The sequence below is a fragment of the Priestia sp. SIMBA_032 genome (assembly GCF_046535215.1).
Classification (GTDB): Bacteria; Bacillota; Bacilli; order Bacillales; family Bacillaceae_H; genus Priestia; species Priestia aryabhattai.
The window spans coordinates 14,066-34,284 of the sequence record NZ_JAWRXD010000032.1 but is presented as its reverse complement, the minus strand read 5'-3'; the positions used below and the strand labels follow the sequence as shown (position 1 = coordinate 34,284).

Genomic DNA, 20,219 nt, shown 5'->3' with positions numbered 1-20,219 from the left:
CTTGTTGCAGTTGCAGACTTCCTAACAAGTCTGTTTCTTTTTATTTAATAATTATAAAAATGAATAATAAATAACATCTTGAGCAAACTACCCAAGATGCAATAGAGCATTGTCAACATAACATCTATATTTCAACGACTAGGAAAACTACTGTACAGGAGCAGTAGTTTTTTCTCTTTTTAATTGAGAACTTCATCTCTGATATAACTCCTTTTCTAGCTCCATTGTAGATCTTAATCTTGTTTGATTTTTATAAAGCTCATCAGATAGATCAGTAAATTCATCTTCTGTAATAATTCTTTTGATTAAACCAGAAAAGAGACTATTGATTCTTTGTTTTCCCCAGTTTAAAGTATGCATACGAACTTAAAGTGATGGCCACAATCACTATATAAGTAAGAGGAAAAAGGATAGTGTTAATAAAATGATCATAAAACCACGTATACATAAAAACCACCTCAAATCGTTTAAATTCACCTTGATAAGCACTAGCTTATAAGAATTCAACAGATGATATGAATCACTTCAACTTCGGAAAAAAGATACAAATAAATTTGTTATCCTCTCTGTTTCTTTCTGTTTTTCAAGAAAGCAACAAAAAGAAGAAGAAGGGGAATAATCGCGAGGATAGGCATATGTAGAATAAACATTTCTACCTTTAGTCCTTCATGGAGATGTTCTTGAAAATTGCTCGCAATCGTGCTAGCCATAAATAGAATAACGAAGCCCAAAGGGTAGGAAAGACGTGAAGGTGATTTAATCTTAAATAAGTTAGCCGTACCTATGACAGCTGCATATAATAACACGCTAATCTTAATGAAACCACCGATAACTAAAGCAAGCATAAAAAATACATCAAGACGTTCCAAAAAGTCAGCTACCTGGATGCTTTGTACGGTACTAAGAAGAGGGAATTGTGAACGTGAAGTCAAATTAACCCCAAGTACACTAATGTTAATAAGCATGGTAATAATTAAGTTGATGCCACTTAGTCCTGTTGCACATAACATCGTCATTTTTGCCTTTTTTTGGTCTTTTAAATACGGCAATATCATTGTAAATACCATCGCTTCTGCAAACGGAAAATAGATAGTTTGAGTAAATGCAACTTTCAGGACAGGTAAAACACCCTCTTCAAGTACTGGCTGTAAGTTTGTAAACTCGATTAAACCTGAACATACGATGAGAACAAACCCCGCGATGGCAAAAATATACATGAATATAAAAAGGATTTCTCCTGAGCGAGCTACAACCTCGATTCCTTTTCGAATCGTATAAATAATAACAAGCATTAATAAAGTATGTACAATGAATAAAGGAGTCTCAGGGTAGGCGGAGGTTAACAACATCTCGCCAAAATCACGGAGAACCCTCGATGCATCATACATAAAATAAAGGATGTAGACAAGGGCAAGTACCGTTCCAATCCCTTTACCCATGATTTTTTGCATGTACTCGGTAGGCAGCAGATCCGGATAATAAGAATGCAGCTTATTATAGACTAGAAATAGAACAAAACTTCCTACCATCCCAAGCAGAATCGCAAGCCAGGCGTCTTGTTTTACATCCATTGCAATAGGTACCAATAAAGAACTACCTAGTTCAAACAAAACCATTAGAATAAATAATTGACTGGCACTAATTTTTGCCTTCTCCATTCAACTGGAACCTCCTTTCTAATTTTATTTAGATTAATCTTTTGCTTTCTCGAACTTTCATTACGTACAATCTTTTAAACGTTATGTAATAGATACTAGATTTACTTTAAGGTTAATTCTAGGCTAAAAGTATTCTTTCCACGGGTATGAACTTTACTGGGGAATTTAACAAGGATGACAATCTTCCATATGAAAATTAGCTAGTTAAATTTGTTTTTTCCATGCTTCTTCCTATTTTTAAAGAAAGCTACAAGAAGAAGGAGAGGTGGAATAATTGTGAAGAGAGGAATATGCAGAACAAATTTTGCTGCATAGAGTCCTTCATGGAGATGTTCTTGAAAATTACTCGCAATCGTCATAGACATAAATAGAATGATGATGCCTAAAGGATACGACATTCGGGAAGGTGATTTAATCTTAAATAAGCTAGCCGTACCTATGACGGCTGCATAAAATAATACGCTTACTTTAAAGAAAATACCAATCACCATGGCAAGCATGAAAAACACATCAAGACGTTCTAAAAAATCAGCTACTTGGATGCTCTCGACTGTACTAAGAAGAGGAAATTGGGAACGTGCAGTTAGATTAACACCAAGTACACTAATATTAATGAGCATCGTAATAACCAAATTAATTCCACTTAGTCCCGTTGCGCATAACATAGTCACTTTTGCTTTCTTAGAATCATTTAAATATGGCAAAATCATTGTAAACACAATAGCTTCAGTAAACGGAAAATATAACGTTTCAGACAATGCCACTTTTAATGATGGTAACAATCCTTCTTCTAATATAGGTTGTAAATTTTTAATCTCGATTAAGCCAGAAGATACAATTAAGATAAACCCAGCAACCGCAAGGACATACATAAAAATAAAAAGCAGTTCTCCTGATCGAGCTATGACCTCAATTCCTTTTCTAATGGTGTAAATAATGACAAGCATTAATAATGCATTGGCAATGAATAAAGGCGTGTCAGGATAGGCAAAAGTTAACAACATTTCACCAAAATCACGTAGAACTCTTGAGGCATCATACATAAAGTAAAGAATGTAAACAAAGGCAAGTACAGTACCCATCACTTTACCTAAGATTTTTTGCATATATTCTGTAGGCAAAAGGTCAGGATAATAGGTGTAAAGTTTATGATAAACTAAAAATAAAACAAAACTTCCTAACATGCCAAGCAGAATCGCAAGCCAGGCATCCTGTTTAGCTCCGATGGCGAGAGGTACCAGTAAAGCACTCCCAAGCTCAAATAGGACCATTAAAATAAAGAGCTGACTGGCACTAATTTTTGCTTTCTCCATTTAACTGGCACCTCCTTTTCCTTACTTTTGATTCTCTTTTACTCCTGAAAGAAACGATTTATTTCGTAAGCCAGCTCGACGTACATAGGCTTCCACTGTGATATCTACCTCTAACTTTGGAAAGTAGACATCATTCCATTCTGTTTTTAATTTTTTAAATTGATTGGGTCTCGTACGGTGAACTACTTCGCCAAATCCCAAAATATCCGTTTTGTTTTTTTGTGCACGTTCAATAGCTACACTTAGCTCTTTTTTAATTTCTTTCCTCAAAGATTGTTCGATTTTTGTAATAACCTTCGGATTCGTGATATCAACAGGTACCTCCATGTCACTGATATCTCCTTCAACACGTGTATGAACAGAAATATGAGGTTTCTCATTCTTCACTTGGGCAGATACACTTGTTTTTTGTCGTACGGTTTGATAAGCAATAGCTTCTTTCTTTCCTGCCCAATCAATATTAATATCCGTTCCTTGGATTTTATTGAGAATCCATACCGTTCCTCTGGCTGGTTTTCCATACAGCCAATCCACTAGCTTTCCCTGTTTTAAGACAGCAATTCCTGAAGCTCGAAGCGTTGCCTCAGGTTCACTTTCCTGAAGGTTATCTAGCTTTTGTGCTTGCTGGGGATTTCCAACTAGACGAAATCCTGATACGACAGCTCCTCTTCCAGGGGATTCAATGCTCTTCATCACTTCTTGGAGTGATGTTTTTACGTTCTCTCCCCATTTTCTTTCCGTAAATTCTAAGGTTTTTAGCACTTTATTCGCTGGAATCTTATCAACTGGCGTTAACGTTTTAACAAGGTCAGCTGCGGTCGAGTTTTTCGCAACCACAAGAGTGGAAGTATTTCGAAATTCTGGATCCCGGTCTAAAGCATCGATTAACGTATTAAGCCCTTCTTTTCTGGCCAGTTTTTCTCCAACTACAACTAAGTTTGTATGGGCATAATACAATCGTCGAGAAATTCTGCCTGAAGCCCGTCTACTTGCTTCGACTATATTATCTCCTGATGCTGAATAAATGGTAACAGGAGGGCTCTGTGTACCGGCTCCTCCGCCTTGTAATCCTCCGGCTACGTTCCCTGGATTAATAATTTGGAGTGTTAGGTGATATCTTCCACTTTTCGTTTTGTCGATACCCATGGCTGATACAATCGCAAGGTCCGTTAATTCTTTTTTACTCCAGCAACTTGTGAGCAAAAGCGTCATTGTTATCATTAATAAGAGAAAAGCTCCTTTACGCTTCATTGTTGTCACCTTCTTCAAAATCGCGATTCACCATACCACGAGATGCAGGAGGGTGTGGGTATTGATTTGCTCCTTCCCGAACCGTGTTACCAGTAATTAATCTCGGTCTTTGTCTCAGTGTCCACCATGGTAATCTCACAACAGTATCTCCATTGTTTACCGGGATGAAGGGAGCAAATGGGGCCATATAGGGTACCCCAAATGAACGTAAACTGCATAGATGAACAACCATTATTAAAAGGCACAAAATGATTCCGTAGAAACCAAATGTTGCTGCGCCAATCATAAACAAAAAACGAATTAAGCGAGCTGAAATCGCCATATCAAAAGAAGGTGTGGCAAAACTAGCAATGGCTGTGATTGATACAATGATAACCATTGCTGGTGACACAATACTTGCTTGAACAGCTGCTTGACCAATTACAAGGGCCCCGACAATGGATACGGCTGAACCAATAGCTTTAGGTAAGCGTATCCCTGCTTCGCGTAAGATTTCAAAGGTTAGTTCCATGAGCAGGGCTTCCACAAATGCTGGAAAGGGAACATTTTCCCTTTGTGCCGCAATGGCCACAATAAGCGTGGTTGGCACCATTTCCTGGTGGAAGGTTGTAACGGCGACATAAGTAGCAGGTGCGATAAGCGAAATGAGAAACATAAGAATGCGTAAAAGACGAATCGATGTCGCAATGTCAAAACGCGCATAATAATCTTCAGCCGATTGGAAAAATTGTATGAATACAGCTGGCGCAATTAGTACAAAAGGGGTTCCATCCACAAATATAGCAATCCGCCCTTCCAACAGGTTCCCTGCCACTACGTCAGGTCTTTCGGTGTTGTATATAGTTGGAAACGGGGTCGCTACTTGATCTTCTATTAGTTGTTCAATATAGCCCGATTCCAAAATGCTATCGATATCAATTTTGTTTAATCGTTGACGAATTTCTTTAACGACTTTATCATTGGCAATGCCATGTATGTACATAAGCGTCACATCTGTCTTAGTTACACGTCCAACTTTTAAAGACTCCATCCATAAATCGGGGGTCTTAATAATGCGGCGTACCATAGCTGTATTGGTCCCAAGAGACTCGGTGAATGCTCCTTTTGGCCCTCGTACCACCATTTGGGTAGTAGATTCCGCAATGGAACGCTTTTCTCCACCTTTGGTGCTAGCACTCAGTGCCTGATTTACTCCATCCACTAAAATAAGAGTATCGCCTGCCATTAAAGATGCAAACAGGTCATCGAAGTTAGTGATGGAAGAGATGTTCCCAATTGTCATTATATCTTTAGAAAGCAGGTCTATCGCATTGTACTGATTTATTTCTTCTTTATGATCATCCTTCATCATAGATTGCAGTAGATACTCTTGAATCGACTGATTATCTACAATTCCATCTACGTAGACAATCGCCGTTTTAATGTGGGAGTCCCCCCCCATTTTTATCTCACGAATAACGAGATCTGAACTATTTCCGGTTTTCTGCTTAATCATGTTAAGGTTGCCCGATAATGAAACTTGTATCAGTTCTACTGGAGAATCAGCCGTTTGATTCTCGTTATCCTGTGGTCGTTTCTTTTTTGGTTTTCGATCTTTAAAAAACGAAGGCATAGATTTAAGCACCCTTCTTTCAGTTTTTATTAATTTAACCGTATAGAAACTTTTTATGTAAAAATTAACAATAGATATTTATGTATCATCATAGAAAAAAGAGAAGACCCTATTAAATGGAGCGTGATAAATATGAAAATCATGAGTATTAGTCTTTTAATGATGGGCTGTTTAATGGGCTTTTCTTTAGGCATCGATATTTTTCAAGGATTTGATGTTTCTCAGGCGTTGTACAACGCCGTGAGTCCATTTAGGGTAATGGAGGTTGCTGAATTATTTGTACTCTTTTTTCTTCTTTTTCTTTTTTTTGCTGAATCTTTATATCTTTTTATGAAGAAGAAAAATCAAAGTAAGTAACCGTATATTCATCAATCATTATTTTTAAAAATAGGAAATAGACATAACGGTAAATTAGTTCAGATTATTCGTCTCAATTGGTCTTTTATTAATCAATATCCACATAAAACAGTTCATTGTCTATATTGGTTAGTTGATTTTTTATCCATTCCTTCACGTTGTTCATTCTGGAATCAAACGCCATTTGAAAGAGACCAGTTAACTGAAAATCGGTGAAATGATTTCTTTTTAATTTGAAGAAAGCCTCGTTATAAGAAGAGAAATGAAGCTGTTTGAATAAAAAATCGTCCATTGCCTCCCGAACGTATTCTCCATTTTTCCAGCAATTCATGGGAACATGAGCAAATTGCCAAGGTTTAAAGGACCCAGGATAAACAGCTTCTACCACCTGAAAAGGGGATTGGCCGAAAAGGGAAAAGACACCTCCTAGGCTATGTTGATTAAAAAAGTGAATATTAACCTGATTAGGAATCTCTTTAAGTGGGATTTTTAGTTTTTCCTCTATTACATACTTTACTGCTTCAATAGCTCGTTTTTTTCCCTCTTCTCCATCCCAATATTTATCAGGAGCTTGTTGGAACTGCCAAGGTTTAAATCTTCCTGGATAGGCATTGTCGATAACTTCATAATAATTCCATCCATAAAGCATTGCAGGTGGTCTTAGACGATGGGACCATAATGTATTGGCTCCTACTTGAAGAGGGATTTCATCGATGGGGATCGATAAGCGTTGCTCAAGTAGATAACATGTCATATAACGCATATATTTTTCCCCTTCCTTACCTACAAAGAAATAATTTGGAAATCGTTTTCTTCTTTGATCTAGAACATCTTTATAAATCTCAATGACTTGTTCTCTATTCACTATCGAAAGCCCCTTTTGAGAAAGTATATTTATTGTTATTATGTATAATAATGGGATTTATATACAAGTGGAGAAATGTTAAACGAGTATTTAAGATCTATAGCACTAATCATCAAGGGAATTGGGAGATGGTACGATAAAGTGAACAATGAAAAGTTAGTTTTTCATTGTTCACTTTACTTATTTCTAAGGGAAGTAGAGATGAAATATAGGAAAAATATTTAGTGTTAATCAATATAATCTTTAAATGGGTAAAAAATTATAAATACCAAAAAAACCATAAATATAAGTATAAAGCTTTTCATTTTATTTATTCCTTTCTGGCCTATAAATTGTAGCAAATTCACTTCTCTTTTTATCCCACTGTATATTAAAGGTTTTAATAAGATTCTTTAATATTTTTCCCCTTATTGTTCCCGAAAATATAAAATTAAAATAAAAAACATAATTATCCTCAACCTTAACCAGCAGAAAACCATATGTAATGAAGTGATTTCTACACATAGATTCTAATAAAAATTATTCATTTTGCCTAAATATTTTACCACTGTTTATACATACAAGGTTCACCATAAAAGCTATATACACACTCTATATACTTTTAGTTAACATAGTCACCATTTCCGGAACACATCACAAAAAACAACCCTTCTACCTGAACTGCGCCTAAACTGCGCCTAAACTGCGCCCCAATTGTTAGACATAATCTAACCAATTTGGAGATGGTACGATAAACTGGACACTAAAGTAAGAGAAAAAGGTGATTCGGTTTATGCGTAGAAAAGATTACTGACTTAGCTCAGTAGTCTTTTCTTTTTGTTTTATAAATGAGATCTATTTAAGACAAATCCTGTAATTAACTCGTTAAACTGAGTCCACTGTTTGGTAGGCAGTTGGTGACCCTGATGTGGCAAAACAACGAATTCAGCATGTTTACACTTATTTTTATACTCTTTCATATAGTGAGTAGTCCAATCCTTTTTTCCACCATATATAAACAATAAGGGCATCGTTAAGTGATGAAGCTTGTCTAAACAGTTATAGTGTAATGAGTGATTATAATACTGATACCAGGATTCCTGGTCTGATTTCTTCATGTAACTAATTAAATTCCTTCTTAGTGTCTTGTCTCGAGTATGACTTATAGCAAGGCCTTTTATTAAGATATTTAAGTGTTCTCTTACCATATACATTCCTGTTTTATGTAATAGCTGTCCAGGTACATCTCTTACTAGAGGATAAGCTCCTGAAAGTATTAATAATTCAATTCGCTGAGGATGATTGATAGCTAGCTCTTGGGCAATTAGACAACCAGCAGAATAGCCACATATAATGACCTTGTCTAGATGCAGCGAATCCATAAAACGTACTAATTCGTTTGCATAGAAAGAGATTGATACAGAGTGTTTAGCTTTGGAGCTTCTTCCATGACCACTTAGATCAGGAAAGATGACTCTCATGTGTTTGGATAACTCGTGTTGGTACTGGAAAACTTTATTTCCCATTCCGGGAGGATGAATAAAGATGACAGGTGCACCCTGTCCATACTCTTCATAATACAAATAGTGATCAGTGTTTGTTTCAGTAAAAGTCATTATTTCCCACTCCAAAATCAGCTAATGAATACTTTTTAGTTAAGGATAATGTAATTTACGAAGTTATAATCTTTTTCTATCTGACAGTTAATTCAATACAATTTCCTATTAGCTCTCAAGCGTTTAAAATCAATAAAATTTTCATTATTTACTATGGAGAGACTATATTCACTATAAAAAATATTTTATTCTTGCTAAGAAGAGTTCTAGTAACATTAATCGTGGTGACTAAAAATATATGATATAAAGAGAAAAACTTCCCCAGTCTGCCTAAGGGAAGCTTTTTTCATAGGTTGCTCATAGCACACAATGAGAAATTGAGAATGAACATCTCTCCATTTATTCAATAGTTTGATCAAGTTTTCGTGCTTTATTCATGTTAATTGGATTTGTTACCTTATTTCTAATAATTGTGAGTACACTAACTACGCCTATATATTATATACAGTTTAAAAATAGAAAAAGACCCTCTCTTCCCAGTCAAAAGAGAGGGTCTTCTCCCATTCGTTGAATTGTAGTCGTAAATGACTCTATCAGAGCGTCTTGTTTAGTTTGTTCAAACTATCGATAACTTATGTATAAAAAAATAAAAAACTACTGACCATGCTAAACGTAAGGAACACTTCCCTAACGAAGAGTCACTTGAACACTTCCTTGTTTCTCAGTTTGACCAGTATAATCAGCACTTTGCGACAAGATGTCATATTGGTTTCGATCAAGCTCGCGCAGAGCTACAAATGATGTTTAAAGCAAACTAATGGATAACATTCACAAGAAAAGAAAACTCCCATTTACACAAAATTATTGACGGTCCTGTTTTTTTATGTAGAAAGGGGGATAGCTTTATATTCTTTTTTCACTTATGATCTAACCAATCAGAATATTTTCTTCTGGATAGCGAATTTTCGCCTTATTATTTGAACGAATGGCAAATGCAAAAGCCATAGTAAGAGGCCCAACCCTCCCAATAAACATCATAATCGTAATTAGAATACGTCCCATCGGACTCAAATCTCCAGTAAGCCCAGCACTTAATCCAACGGTACCGAAGGCAGAAATAGTTTCAAACCATCATTATCCCCGTTTTTTTAGAGATTAAACTAGATAACTGTGACTGTTAAAATAGTATTAACACTACACGCTAGAATAGCATAAACAACTAGTTCTAAGATATGGGATCATGATTTTTTAAGGACTGCTTTAATTTACTCTAATAACAACATTGAGTTTTTACGCGAAATTACTGAAAGAGATAGAAAAATATTATGATAATTCTTTAAACCATACAAGTTTTTAGATAAATTACACGATTATTTCCACTGTATATAGATGATAAGTGTTCAAGCAGAAAAGCAATGTGGAGGAATAGGCTCTTTTTATACATTAGATGTAATAATTAAAACTTATTTTAATGGAACATTTTAATCTTTAGATTGGTTAAATTTCCAATACCTTTTAACTTAAACGCATCCTCATAAATTACCATGCACATGAGCATACTAAGTCTATCCAACCCAAACTAGGAGGTACACAATGAAAAATCAGTCTAACAATTCTAAGCCTGCAATAGGGGATGACAGATTTAACACTGCTGGCTATACTTCTGATGAAGCAAATGTCAATGATGTGCATGGAAAACATCTATCTAACTCCAAAGATAAAGTTTTTACCTCTGAGAAAGAGGATGCTTCTTCTACGAAATCATAAAGGCCTTTCTAACGAGAAATCTTTAAGTTCTTGTTAGTCTGAAAAGCAGGTTAATAAATATTAACCTGCTTTCTTTATTATTGATTATGACAGTACATATGAAGATCATCTGATTGTTCCTCATGTTCTGATTTTGATACTCTTACAATGGAATACGTCTTCTGGAATACTTTGAAACTATACCTAAAAGTATTACTTTAACTAGTAAGATGAACTACTTATTACTTATAGATTTAGCATAAAGAATGGATTTTTCAACATAATTATAATAATAAGAAGAAATTGCATCTATTAAGTAATCTAAAGGTGGTGAGTCCTTATGAAAAACAGGAATAAAAGACGAAAAAAGAAACGTGATTTTTTAAAGGATTACTTAAAAAACAAGTTAGGAAATTGGAAACCTAGACTTGGCAAAGAGCCTACCTCCAACTCTAAGACGACGACGCAAGAAAATAGAAACCTTGATTAGATAATATGCAGGTGTAGGTATTTAGAAGTTTTTCACCATAAAAAATAGCCCCCTTTAGAAGTCTATCTCTAGAGGGGACTTGATTATAAGGCATATTTATTTAACGGCATCTTTTAATTCTTTTCCTGGTTTAAAAGCAGGAGCCTTTGAAGCTGGAATTGTCATTTCTTCCCCAGTTTGAGGGTTACGACCTGTACGCTCTGCGCGCTCACGTATTTCAAATGTACCAAATCCAATCAATTGAATTTTTTCTTCTTTGGCAAGCGTATTAGAAATCGTTTCAAACAACGCATCTACAGCCTTTTTTGAATCCTGTTTCGTTAGTTCTGATTTTGTTGCAACTGCATCTACTAGTTCAGTTTTATTCATATTCAAACACCTCATCTTCTTATTTTTAGATAATATGTAGAGATGCTAACATATCATAGCTTCTACACGCTTGTCACTTAATAAGGTTAGATAAAAGGAAGAGGAATTCCTATTTTTTCGGGAATATTCATACTGAGATTTGCTCTGTGGCGAAATGAAGTCCATTTAAGCTGGATAAATGAGTCATTCATTGCAAAATTCACACACATATATATATATAAACATGTATATGAATTTTTAATTTAGCTCAAACTAATAACGTATTTCCCAATTGCCTGAATTTTAACAAGCCTTTGCTCTCGTTGAGCAAAGGCTACTTTTTTGACGAGTGTCTTCTATAAAATATGTCATTTTAAAAAGACTTTTGTGTAAGTAAAATTAGTCGCTCTAAAAAGATCCATTCTTTTAGAGCGACTAATTTTTATCATTCTTTATAAAGACAGTTATATGCATGAGTATTAGTGGATGAGACAACAAATGTTGGTTGTCCCCTTTGATTTTTATGAAAGACTTTCACACCACAACCTGGGCAAGCAAAAAATCCTCTGGAATGCATGTAGCTGAATTTTGTGATTTCTTCGGGTTTAAAAACACCCATTTTCGTTCCACAATGAATATATACAGCTTCTTTTACACTTGACATTGGATCACTCCCCTATATACGTTGAGTAGCTTTCTATTTTTAGTATATAAGAGATGAGTGGATAATTTAACCTTTTTAAACTAATTTAATATAAAATTCAGAAAATTATTTAAATCCGAAGTTAAAGAGTAAAAGATATTTTTTTATTTATGTATCTTAAGAACCACCTTTTTATATAAGCAAACGTCAAAGTGAAAACAGTGAATGTTGGGTAAATAGAAAATATCTATTTGCGCAAAAGGGTTATAAAATTAATTATGTATATTAAGTAATGTCTAAATTTATATTATACCTATAAGTAATAGTTAACGTATTTTATTAAAAATAGCGTTAACTATTACTTATGTTATAGAAAAAGTCCACATTTGTCGTCACTAAGTGTAAATATTAAAACTTTGATTTTTATAAGTTAGTTTACTCATTTACTTCATTATACAAAAGATGTTTAGTTCGTGTTTTTAATAAAAAATACATTATTAAAAATATATTAATGATAAATAGTTATGGATTTTCTATTGATTTATTATAAATACAGTAATTTCTTAAAAGGTAAGTAGAAGATAGAGTGGTATATATTAAAAGATGAAAATATTTATTTGTTGTCACTAAGAGTAAATAGTTAAACTAATGATTTTTATGAAATACTTTAAGATTTACTCAACGAAATTTATGTTATCGGAAATGTGTTTAAAGTAAATTAAATTTAAAAAACAGCAATCCTACAATGATAATTAAAACAGTTAGTATAAAACTGGTTCCTGAACTATGTAACATATTTATAAACAAAATAGCAGAGACCAAAATAATAAATATCCCTATTACATTTAATAATGTTTTATTTTTCAAACTTTTATCTCCTTTTACTTTATAGTTACCATAATCACGACCCTAGAAATCAGAAAGAGACCTTGATTGATAAGGTCTCTACAAGTTAGCGAGCTTTTGGTCAGCTATAAATTTCATAAGTATACTTGAACCTAAAACATTTAATAATATGCTGCTACCTAAGATGGCACCATATAATAATCCAAATATATTTAATGTTAAAGTTAAAATTAAAAAGATTGTTCCTGTACTTACTAGAAGTAACCCTAAGCTTCGATTACCCATCTATTTCACCACCAACAATAAATAAAAGTAAATATAGTTATATTTTAACATAATGATACTTATTTTACTTTTAAATGTTATGTATACGCTATACAAACGTAGTTAACACAATAGATTTTACCGAAAGCCCCAAGAATCTTATAGATTCTTGGGGCTTTCTTTGCACATATATTACATTCTGGATACATATTTTTTAATCGTTATTAACTACCCAATCACTAATTTCCGAGATAGACAAACCAGATTTCTTTAAGTGTTTAATTGTCTCAATTCTTTGAACCGACGCTTCTCGTGGATATCGTCGTGTTAAATTTTCATCTGATTGTTCAAATGGAATTAAACCAGCTTCTGTGTAGTATTTTAACGTACTGTATCTCGAATCTGTTATTCGAGATAGTTCTCCGATAGATACATATTCAGATTGTAGAATATCCTCTAATGAACGTCTTCTTGACACTACAATCCCTCCAATTAACCTACGGACGCAATAATCGTAGTAATTGTGTGTGATATACTATCTATCATGGCAAAAATTTCTTTATTTTTCGTATCATTGCGAAGTATAGTTAGCTTGTCGTTAAGATCTTTATCCTCAAACTTACTGAAATAGTTTTTCAAAATGCGACTGCCTATTAACAAACTCGATAGAACAACAGTGTCAGTTGTAACTGGTCCCTCTTCTAATAGCTCTGCTCGAATTTGCTCCACAATTTGCTTCTTAGAATCTTCACTGCCTATATAGTGATTAGATTGCCCAAACATACCTCCGTTGGTTTTAGTGACTATATCTAGTTCAACTAAAGAGTCACCAACTGAGTTGAATAACTCCTTGAAAAGTTCACGTTTAGAAACCAATTCTCTTCCTAGTTTTTTCAGGTGAATTGATTTTTCTGTAGCAATTTTATTATAGATTGAACGCAAATAATCTTTATCACTTGGTAACTCTTGTTTGACTGTCACTTGATTATCTGACAATGAAATAATATCATCCAGAACAAGTTCCAAAATACCACTAGCAACCATAAATGCACGAATACGTATACTCCCAATAGGAGAAACTCTACCTTTATCATTTAGTACTAATAATAAATACTTTTGAGAAATTTCTATATTTTTCATAAAAACACTCCCTTTTATTTTAAAGAGCAAAGTGATGATCTATTCGAAAACAAACACTTACTACTTACTACTTATCACTTACTACTTAAATGATAATACTTTACTTCAATATTGTCAATTAGATCACTTAATACTAACTTTATTGAGCTAACCTGCTTTGTTAATCTAAGTAGAAACCTTCACAATCCCCATAAGATAAAGTCCGAATTATTTGTAAATTGATTTTTATAATGTCTTATAAAAACTGTATCAAAATGATTATCGTTGTAAATCCACATTTCTCCAACGTTACTCATCATGAATAAATCTTTATTTCTTGAGTAAGCTACTCATGATGTCGCCAAACATTGACTTATGTAACTAGCTACACAACCAAAAAGCTACTGATTCCTATTCAGTAGCTTTTTTGGTCTTTTTAATGTATATAATATACATCTTTAGTTACGTCGGGTAGGCAGGCACTCTCACGAGCGCCCGCCCCCCTAAGAACCGTACGTGACAGCTTTCCCGTCATACGGCTCAAGCCTTCTTTTTATCCGAACAAATTATTTATTTAATACATGGTACATGTACTAATTTAGCAAATTTACCTGTAGAAACCTCTAGGTTTCGCACTGTAACTTTCTCTCCATTTTGTAGAGTCTGCCTACACAATGCACAACGATATCCTTGTTTTCTTGCGAGTTTCATCCTATCCAATGTATTTTCATTATTAAAGACCTTACGGTCTCGTTTTCCCCAATACTCTCTTAGACTCGGATCATCTGGGCTGTTTTTATAGGCTACCATGACATGCCGTTCTATCTTAATCCAGGACATCTTTAACAATTGAATGTTAGTAAGTGGACATGTGAGAGTCCATTTATCATTCCCTCCGTGGTTGGGTTTCTTAAAATAACGTTTGGTAATCCATTTCCACGACTTCTTTGGATGTAGTCGTTTAAGGTGTTTTGTTATTTTGAGGAATAAGTAATTATCCATACATCCAAACGTCTTTTTAGAAACGACATGTTTCCAATACTGTCCGTAACCACGAATAATTGGATTTAAAACACGTATTAGTTCTTTTATTGGTCGTCCTCTCATTACTGCGAACGTATCTTTTATCTTATTTTTTGCTTTTTTAATGCTGTCTTTGCTAGGTTTGATTAGTAGCTTATTGCCTTGTTCCGTCTTGTATTGACGCAGCGAGAAACCGAGAAAATCAAACCCGTTCTCAATATGTGTAACTCTAGTTTTCTCTTTACTAAGTGTAATTCCTCGCCTTTGTAAGTAAGGAATGAGTTTTCCATACATGCTTTCAGCCTTTTCCTTCGTTTCCGTTACGATGACAAAGTCATCGGCATAGAGAACACGTCCTATCTTACATTTTGGGTCGAGTGCGTATCCTCCGTTTGGTTTATATGTCTTTTTATAGACAATACCAATTTCTTCTTCCATACCGCATAAGGCGATATTAGCTAGAAGGGGGGACACAATACCCCCTTGAGGGGTTCCTTCTGTTGTCGTACGAAGCATATCCTGCTCTATGTATCCCATTTTAAGCCATCTTTTGATGAGAGTGTTTCCTGGAAACATAGATGTTTGTTCTACTATCCAATTATGATTAAGATGGTCAAAGCATCCTAAGAAATCTCCCTCACATACCCACTTTTTCTTACTATTCGTGTTAAGCTTATTAAAAAGATTACTTATAGCATCGTGTGTGCTTCGTTTAGGACGAAAACCGTAGGAAGTAGGTTCAAACTTGGCCTCCCATTGTGGTTCGAGTGCGTTTTTTACTACGCTTTGATACACTCGATCTCGTATCGTGGGGATACCGAGAGGTCTCATTTTTCCATTTTTCTTCGGGATAAACGTTCGTTTTGCTGGCTTTGGACGATGTCGAAAGACATTGCATTTAACTAGTTGTTTATAAAGTTTGATACGTTCGCTTGGTTTTGAGGCCGTATAGCCATCTACACCAGGTGTTCGCTTACCGTTATTTTGTTGTGTTACTCTGCGAATGGAAAGCAGTAGATTTGCTTTACTCCGGAGGAGTAAACGTTGAAGTTTCCTTACTTTTCTTTGTTGATTTTGTTGTTCGGCACGATAAATTCTTTGTCGTAACTTCGTTACATATTTTTGTATAATACTCCAATCAATAGAGTACCAACCTTTATGCGAGACGTGCGCCGACGCTCGTAGAGAGGTATTCATAACAGCACGCTCCTTTTCGTTAGAAGATAGCCACAAATTTATTTTCGTGTTGAAGACCAATGAGAAGTGGGCGCTCTTTCGAGCCTGTCATTGTCTGTAAAGACGATAGTATCCGTCCAGTTATACAGTGTTTCTGCTTTCCTGTCCCTTTTCAGGGTAACGGCTTTCGCTTTTTCTCATATCCCATACCCTCTGCCACATCGTTTGACTTTGCAGTCATCCTACTGCTTATGCAGATGACATAGGGCTTACCAAGTTCCACTTTCTACGGATGCGATAGGGGGAGGTAGGTTCTTTACTCCGGGCAAGATGCGGGACGCATCAGAGTAGCATTATGATTCTACTTTTCCTCTTGCCAATACCCAAGCAAAACTATGCACTATCTTGAGCTAACGCTTACGAAGCTTACAAACCTTCACGTTCGTTTACCATACCTATCTTCTCCTAGCAGTATTCTGGACCATGCATTTGCCCTCTGTTTCCACATTTCCTCATGCAACCGACAGACTTGTTACCAAGAATGCCGTTTCGGATGGAGATCATCTCTGCGTCTAGATGAGTAGCGTTAGCTACACTGTAAGAAAGCGACTTCTTGTCGCACCATAATGTGCGTTATCGGAAATTACAACTTACAAAAAAGCAGTTGGAATAATAACCAACTGCTCTTTGTAGGATGTTTGAATTTTCTATGTTATTCACTTTAAAATTTCTTCGTTCTCCCAATTTTTCAAAGCCCATACTACATCATCATTTTCATTGAGCGTGACTTCATCTAGACCTAACTCTATAAAATTCCTGTTTACAAAAACAGCCCAATGTATATTTTTCTTTGGAATTGAATGGATACCATTTATAGATATAATATTCCCTTGGGATTCTTTTACGTTAAAGGCCCTTTTTGTTACTTCGTATAATGTCTCGCCTTCTTGAAATGAAACTTCTTTTGAAGCAATAGTCTCGTTTTTATCATTTACAATTCTGAAAGTACTCGTCATCTCTAATGCGTGCGTAGGGGAATAAATAACAAAAACAAATAGTGGTAGAAATATTAGTATCTTTTTAATAAGCATTTTTGAATCTCCTTTTGACGTATTTTTCATATTATGAGCACTTTAGTGAAATTTATAATTTTTAAATATAGTTCAGTGTTTGATACGCAACAGAAAAAAAGAACCATTGTGGGAGTTGGGTTCTAAGGAGGTTACGATTTCTACTTTATGCAGCTTATATATATGCTGTCATCGGTCTGAAATAGTATCGTTATGAAAAGAAATACGCCTGCCTCTTTACTGTAATAAAGGTATGCTATGATACATTTGGTTGTTATGGCATAGGCACCATAATAATATATTTATAGCTCTTACGTAGAAAGTTGTCTCTATCCTTATCAGGAGGATAAAGAGACCTTTTTACCTTTAGAAAGTTTACGTTTCAGTTCCTAAAAATTAATCAATGTCTATACCAATTTACATGCAAACGTAGCGATTGGGTTTAATATAGGTTAAATCCTTTTCGTAGTTTGCACGTACTTTACATGTGTCTCTATCTTTCTCCTATCTGATTTCTTTTTCCATTTGCTCGAAATCAGATAGGCTTTTTTTTTTGCCCTTTCTATTTAAGATAATATAATACAGAGAAGGAGGAGAAGAAATGGCCATACTTTACATCACACTGATTATTCTATTAGGTGTAGGATGTATTTATTTTTATAACCAATTAAGAAAAAAACAAAAAAGATATTCAGATGAACTTACAAAAGCTCAAACGGAAGCTGCCGTATCTATAGCTGCCAAAGAAGAGGTCTATGAATCAGAAAAAAAACAAATGATTTTGCAGCAAGAAGAATATTATAATGAACTTATTAAGAAAATCAATCAACAACATCAATTAGAAATTATTAAATCTAACAAATACATAAAGAGTTTAGAACAATTTTCTCGTAATAGGGGGGAAGTACTGACTCATAAAATATTAACAGCTTTAAAAGCTAACTTAATTCATCAAGGTAAAATTAAAGAAGATGAAATGATTATTCATGGCAATATCTTCGTTCCGTACACATTTAATGACGAAGTAAGAACGAGACAAATTGATCATTTGATTCTAATGACAACAGGTATTTATATAATAGAAACAAAATATTGGCGAGGTAGAATTCTTTATGGATTGACTACAGAAAAGGCCAAAAACTTTGCTTTTTTATTGAATTCGTTATTTCCCAACATTCAAAAGGATCAAGAACAAACACTTGTTTTTGTTGAAAATCAAAATAATGATGTTGAAGAATCTAAGTTAGAAATGAAAGTCTTGACTTATGACAATCCAGGGCAACAAGTTACACGAACAGCTATTGCTCTCAAGAATTATCTAGAGAAACATAATAAAAAATATAATTTTGTTACTTCCATTCTTTATTTTGGCTATCCCAGTGATGAAGAGAATAACGTAACCGACTATTCATCAAAATCTAATCCAAAATGTTTTAGCAATAAAGAGAATCTTTGCGATTACTTTGAAAAACAAATTAATGAAAGAAAATCTAAATATACATCTAGAGATTTAACAGAAATAAATAAAGTTATTGAAGATATAAATTACTTTATTTGATCATTGAGAATGTATAATGCAGATGTTGAAAAGCTTTATGACAAAGCTCTTATGGGCATACCGGTTGCTATTACTTAATCCCATAAGAGCTTTGTAGATTTGACAAGCGTTTATGGTTACAAATTTAAAGGTTATAAGTTAAAAAATAGTTAATAAAAAAGCATTATTCCGTGTTTTATGACGGGATGATGCCTTTTTTTATCAATAATGTGTCAGTAGTGCTACAAGATGTTTCATTTTCTATACATACGTGTATCAAAGGTTATAGGACATCGTTCTCATGGTATACTGTCGATTCATGACAAAACATTGTATATGCAGCATGTTTTGTTCATTTTCTGCTTGGGAGGGACAATTTCATTGTTTGTTGTTCCTCCTTTTAATTTTATATAAAAAACAATGAATTACTCTCCAAATTACTGTTATTCTTAAGTCAAGGGAGTTGAAAGATTGTGAAAAAGACAGAGCATATCAAGAGGTATGAGCAAGGTATTACTAGTAAGTTTGCTGTGTACAGCTTTCCATATGTTTATGACTTCTCTATTTACGCTATTGACATCTTTTATACTGATACAGAAGACTACTTCTTTGGCAGTGCTAAGAACACTACACTTGAAAGATTCTTTACTCGTAAAATCTACCAAGATGAATTGGGGTATTATTTCAAGTATGCTCAAGAAAAGGTCTATCTCAACAGTTTTAATCCAATAAAGAACAATAAACTACAGTTAGCTCAATGAGCTATCTTTATTTATGTCCTCCAAGACAAATGACCTATTATATCACCATCATGAGAAGTAAATGCTAAGAATATCAGCATGATTAACCCTGTTGTTTTATTTGATATGAATACTTTCCCTTTTTTCGAACATTCTACTACTTAAGAAACCCTAAAAAGTTTACTCAAAGATATAAAGGTGGGTTCAATATAAATGAATAATAAGGCTTATATGGTCTTTCGTGAAATTTTCATTGTTTGCCTTGTTCCCTTTGCTATTATCTTTTTTACCGATTGTTTAGTTCGGATAAATAGTAGAAAGTAATTTATACTCTTGCTGGATAATAAATAGTATTTTGAGCAAACTACTCAAGACGCTCTGTAACGTCAGCTAAACATTGATTATCATTCATGAAACAGAAAAAACAACTGATTGGACCCAGTTGTTTTTTCTGTTTTTAAGCTGTATATGATACACAGTTGTAGTTAACGTAATCAATGTTACCGGAATTAATGACTTTTGTTACCTTTGAAACCATCCAATTATCTTGCATACTTAATTACGTACTCTTTTTTAAAATGATAAAATAGTTAAAACAACTTTTTTACAGAAGTTAAGCCTGGAGG

Annotated in this window: 17 protein-coding genes and 2 pseudogenes; 5 read left to right on the top strand and 14 right to left on the bottom strand. The window is 34.2% G+C overall.

Annotation, left to right across the window (positions count from 1 at the left end; all coding sequences use genetic code 11):
* Window positions 1-557 precede the first annotated feature (557 nt).
* The 4 genes from SB717_RS31215 to SB717_RS31200 form a co-directional block, all read right to left on the bottom strand.
* The gene (locus tag SB717_RS31215) at window positions 558-1,658 is read right to left on the bottom strand and encodes a GerAB/ArcD/ProY family transporter (RefSeq protein ID WP_410906532.1); all 1,101 of its coding nucleotides are present in this window, start codon (window positions 1,656-1,658) and stop codon (window positions 558-560) included.
* A gap of 200 nt (window positions 1,659-1,858) precedes the next feature.
* Window positions 1,859-2,971 (bottom strand): GerAB/ArcD/ProY family transporter, encoded by a 1,113-nt coding sequence (locus SB717_RS31210; RefSeq protein ID WP_410906530.1) that lies wholly within the window; start codon window positions 2,969-2,971, stop codon window positions 1,859-1,861.
* Window positions 2,972-2,992: 21 nt separating this feature from the next.
* A complete protein-coding gene (locus SB717_RS31205) occupies window positions 2,993-4,222 on the bottom strand; it encodes a Ger(x)C family spore germination protein (RefSeq protein WP_410906528.1) in 1,230 nt (409 codons plus the stop codon).
* A complete protein-coding gene (locus SB717_RS31200) occupies window positions 4,212-5,834 on the bottom strand; it encodes a spore germination protein (RefSeq protein ID WP_410906526.1) in 1,623 nt (540 codons plus the stop codon). Before SB717_RS31200 ends, SB717_RS31205 begins: the two co-directional genes overlap by 11 nt.
* A gap of 132 nt (window positions 5,835-5,966) precedes the next feature.
* Here SB717_RS31200 and SB717_RS31195 point away from each other — a divergent pair, with 132 nt between their 5' ends.
* Window positions 5,967-6,191 (top strand): YczF family membrane protein, encoded by a 225-nt coding sequence (locus SB717_RS31195; RefSeq protein WP_410906524.1) that lies wholly within the window; start codon window positions 5,967-5,969, stop codon window positions 6,189-6,191.
* Window positions 6,192-6,279: 88 nt separating this feature from the next.
* Here SB717_RS31195 and SB717_RS31190 read toward each other — a convergent pair whose 3' ends face one another.
* Together SB717_RS31190 and SB717_RS31185 are read right to left on the bottom strand one after the other, a co-directional pair.
* Complete coding sequence (locus SB717_RS31190; protein ID WP_410906522.1) at window positions 6,280-7,056, bottom strand: DUF4046 domain-containing protein; 777 nt, start codon at window positions 7,054-7,056, stop codon at window positions 6,280-6,282.
* An 821-nt stretch (window positions 7,057-7,877) separates the two neighbouring features.
* Window positions 7,878-8,651, bottom strand: a complete 774-nt coding sequence (locus SB717_RS31185) for an alpha/beta fold hydrolase (protein WP_410906520.1) — start codon at window positions 8,649-8,651, stop codon at window positions 7,878-7,880.
* 602 nt (window positions 8,652-9,253) lie between these two features.
* Here SB717_RS31185 and SB717_RS31180 point away from each other — a divergent pair.
* Window positions 9,254-9,409, top strand: a pseudogene (locus tag SB717_RS31180) (IS256 family transposase); the annotation flags it as partial.
* Window positions 9,410-9,518: 109 nt separating this feature from the next.
* Here the strand turns inward: SB717_RS31180 and SB717_RS31175 are convergent.
* A pseudogene (locus SB717_RS31175) lies at window positions 9,519-9,719 on the bottom strand (potassium transporter TrkG); the annotation flags it as partial.
* 465 nt (window positions 9,720-10,184) lie between these two features.
* Here SB717_RS31175 and SB717_RS31170 point away from each other — a divergent pair.
* The gene (locus SB717_RS31170; RefSeq protein ID WP_221789543.1) at window positions 10,185-10,358 is read left to right on the top strand and encodes a hypothetical protein; all 174 of its coding nucleotides are present in this window, start codon (window positions 10,185-10,187) and stop codon (window positions 10,356-10,358) included.
* A gap of 565 nt (window positions 10,359-10,923) precedes the next feature.
* On the opposite strand, the gene SB717_RS31165 is transcribed toward SB717_RS31170, so the two are convergent.
* From SB717_RS31165 to SB717_RS31135, 7 genes are all read right to left on the bottom strand, one after another.
* Window positions 10,924-11,196 (bottom strand): HU family DNA-binding protein, encoded by a 273-nt coding sequence (locus tag SB717_RS31165; protein ID WP_221789541.1) that lies wholly within the window; start codon window positions 11,194-11,196, stop codon window positions 10,924-10,926.
* A 424-nt stretch (window positions 11,197-11,620) separates the two neighbouring features.
* Window positions 11,621-11,839, bottom strand: coding sequence for a hypothetical protein (locus SB717_RS31160; RefSeq protein WP_221789539.1), 219 nt, complete (start codon window positions 11,837-11,839; stop codon window positions 11,621-11,623).
* A 924-nt stretch (window positions 11,840-12,763) separates the two neighbouring features.
* Window positions 12,764-12,949: a hypothetical protein gene (locus SB717_RS31155; protein WP_410906518.1), complete on the bottom strand. Its 186-nt coding sequence runs from the start codon at window positions 12,947-12,949 to the stop codon at window positions 12,764-12,766.
* A 193-nt stretch (window positions 12,950-13,142) separates the two neighbouring features.
* Entirely contained in the window at window positions 13,143-13,406 is a 264-nt protein-coding gene (locus tag SB717_RS31150) for a MerR family transcriptional regulator (protein ID WP_410804706.1), read from the bottom strand.
* Between the two features lie 14 nt (window positions 13,407-13,420).
* Window positions 13,421-14,068, bottom strand: a complete 648-nt coding sequence (locus SB717_RS31145) for a GOLPH3/VPS74 family protein (protein ID WP_410906516.1) — start codon at window positions 14,066-14,068, stop codon at window positions 13,421-13,423.
* A gap of 549 nt (window positions 14,069-14,617) precedes the next feature.
* Window positions 14,618-16,267: a group II intron reverse transcriptase/maturase gene (ltrA, locus tag SB717_RS31140; RefSeq protein WP_410906514.1), complete on the bottom strand. Its 1,650-nt coding sequence runs from the start codon at window positions 16,265-16,267 to the stop codon at window positions 14,618-14,620.
* A gap of 695 nt (window positions 16,268-16,962) precedes the next feature.
* Window positions 16,963-17,367: a DUF4430 domain-containing protein gene (locus SB717_RS31135; protein ID WP_410906512.1), complete on the bottom strand. Its 405-nt coding sequence runs from the start codon at window positions 17,365-17,367 to the stop codon at window positions 16,963-16,965.
* A gap of 550 nt (window positions 17,368-17,917) precedes the next feature.
* Here SB717_RS31135 and SB717_RS31130 point away from each other — a divergent pair.
* Both SB717_RS31130 and SB717_RS31125 read left to right on the top strand, forming a co-directional pair.
* The gene (locus tag SB717_RS31130; protein WP_410906510.1) at window positions 17,918-18,874 is read left to right on the top strand and encodes a nuclease-related domain-containing protein; all 957 of its coding nucleotides are present in this window, start codon (window positions 17,918-17,920) and stop codon (window positions 18,872-18,874) included.
* Between the two features lie 452 nt (window positions 18,875-19,326).
* The gene (locus tag SB717_RS31125; protein ID WP_410906508.1) at window positions 19,327-19,614 is read left to right on the top strand and encodes a hypothetical protein; all 288 of its coding nucleotides are present in this window, start codon (window positions 19,327-19,329) and stop codon (window positions 19,612-19,614) included.
* Window positions 19,615-20,219: the final 605 nt, after the last annotated feature.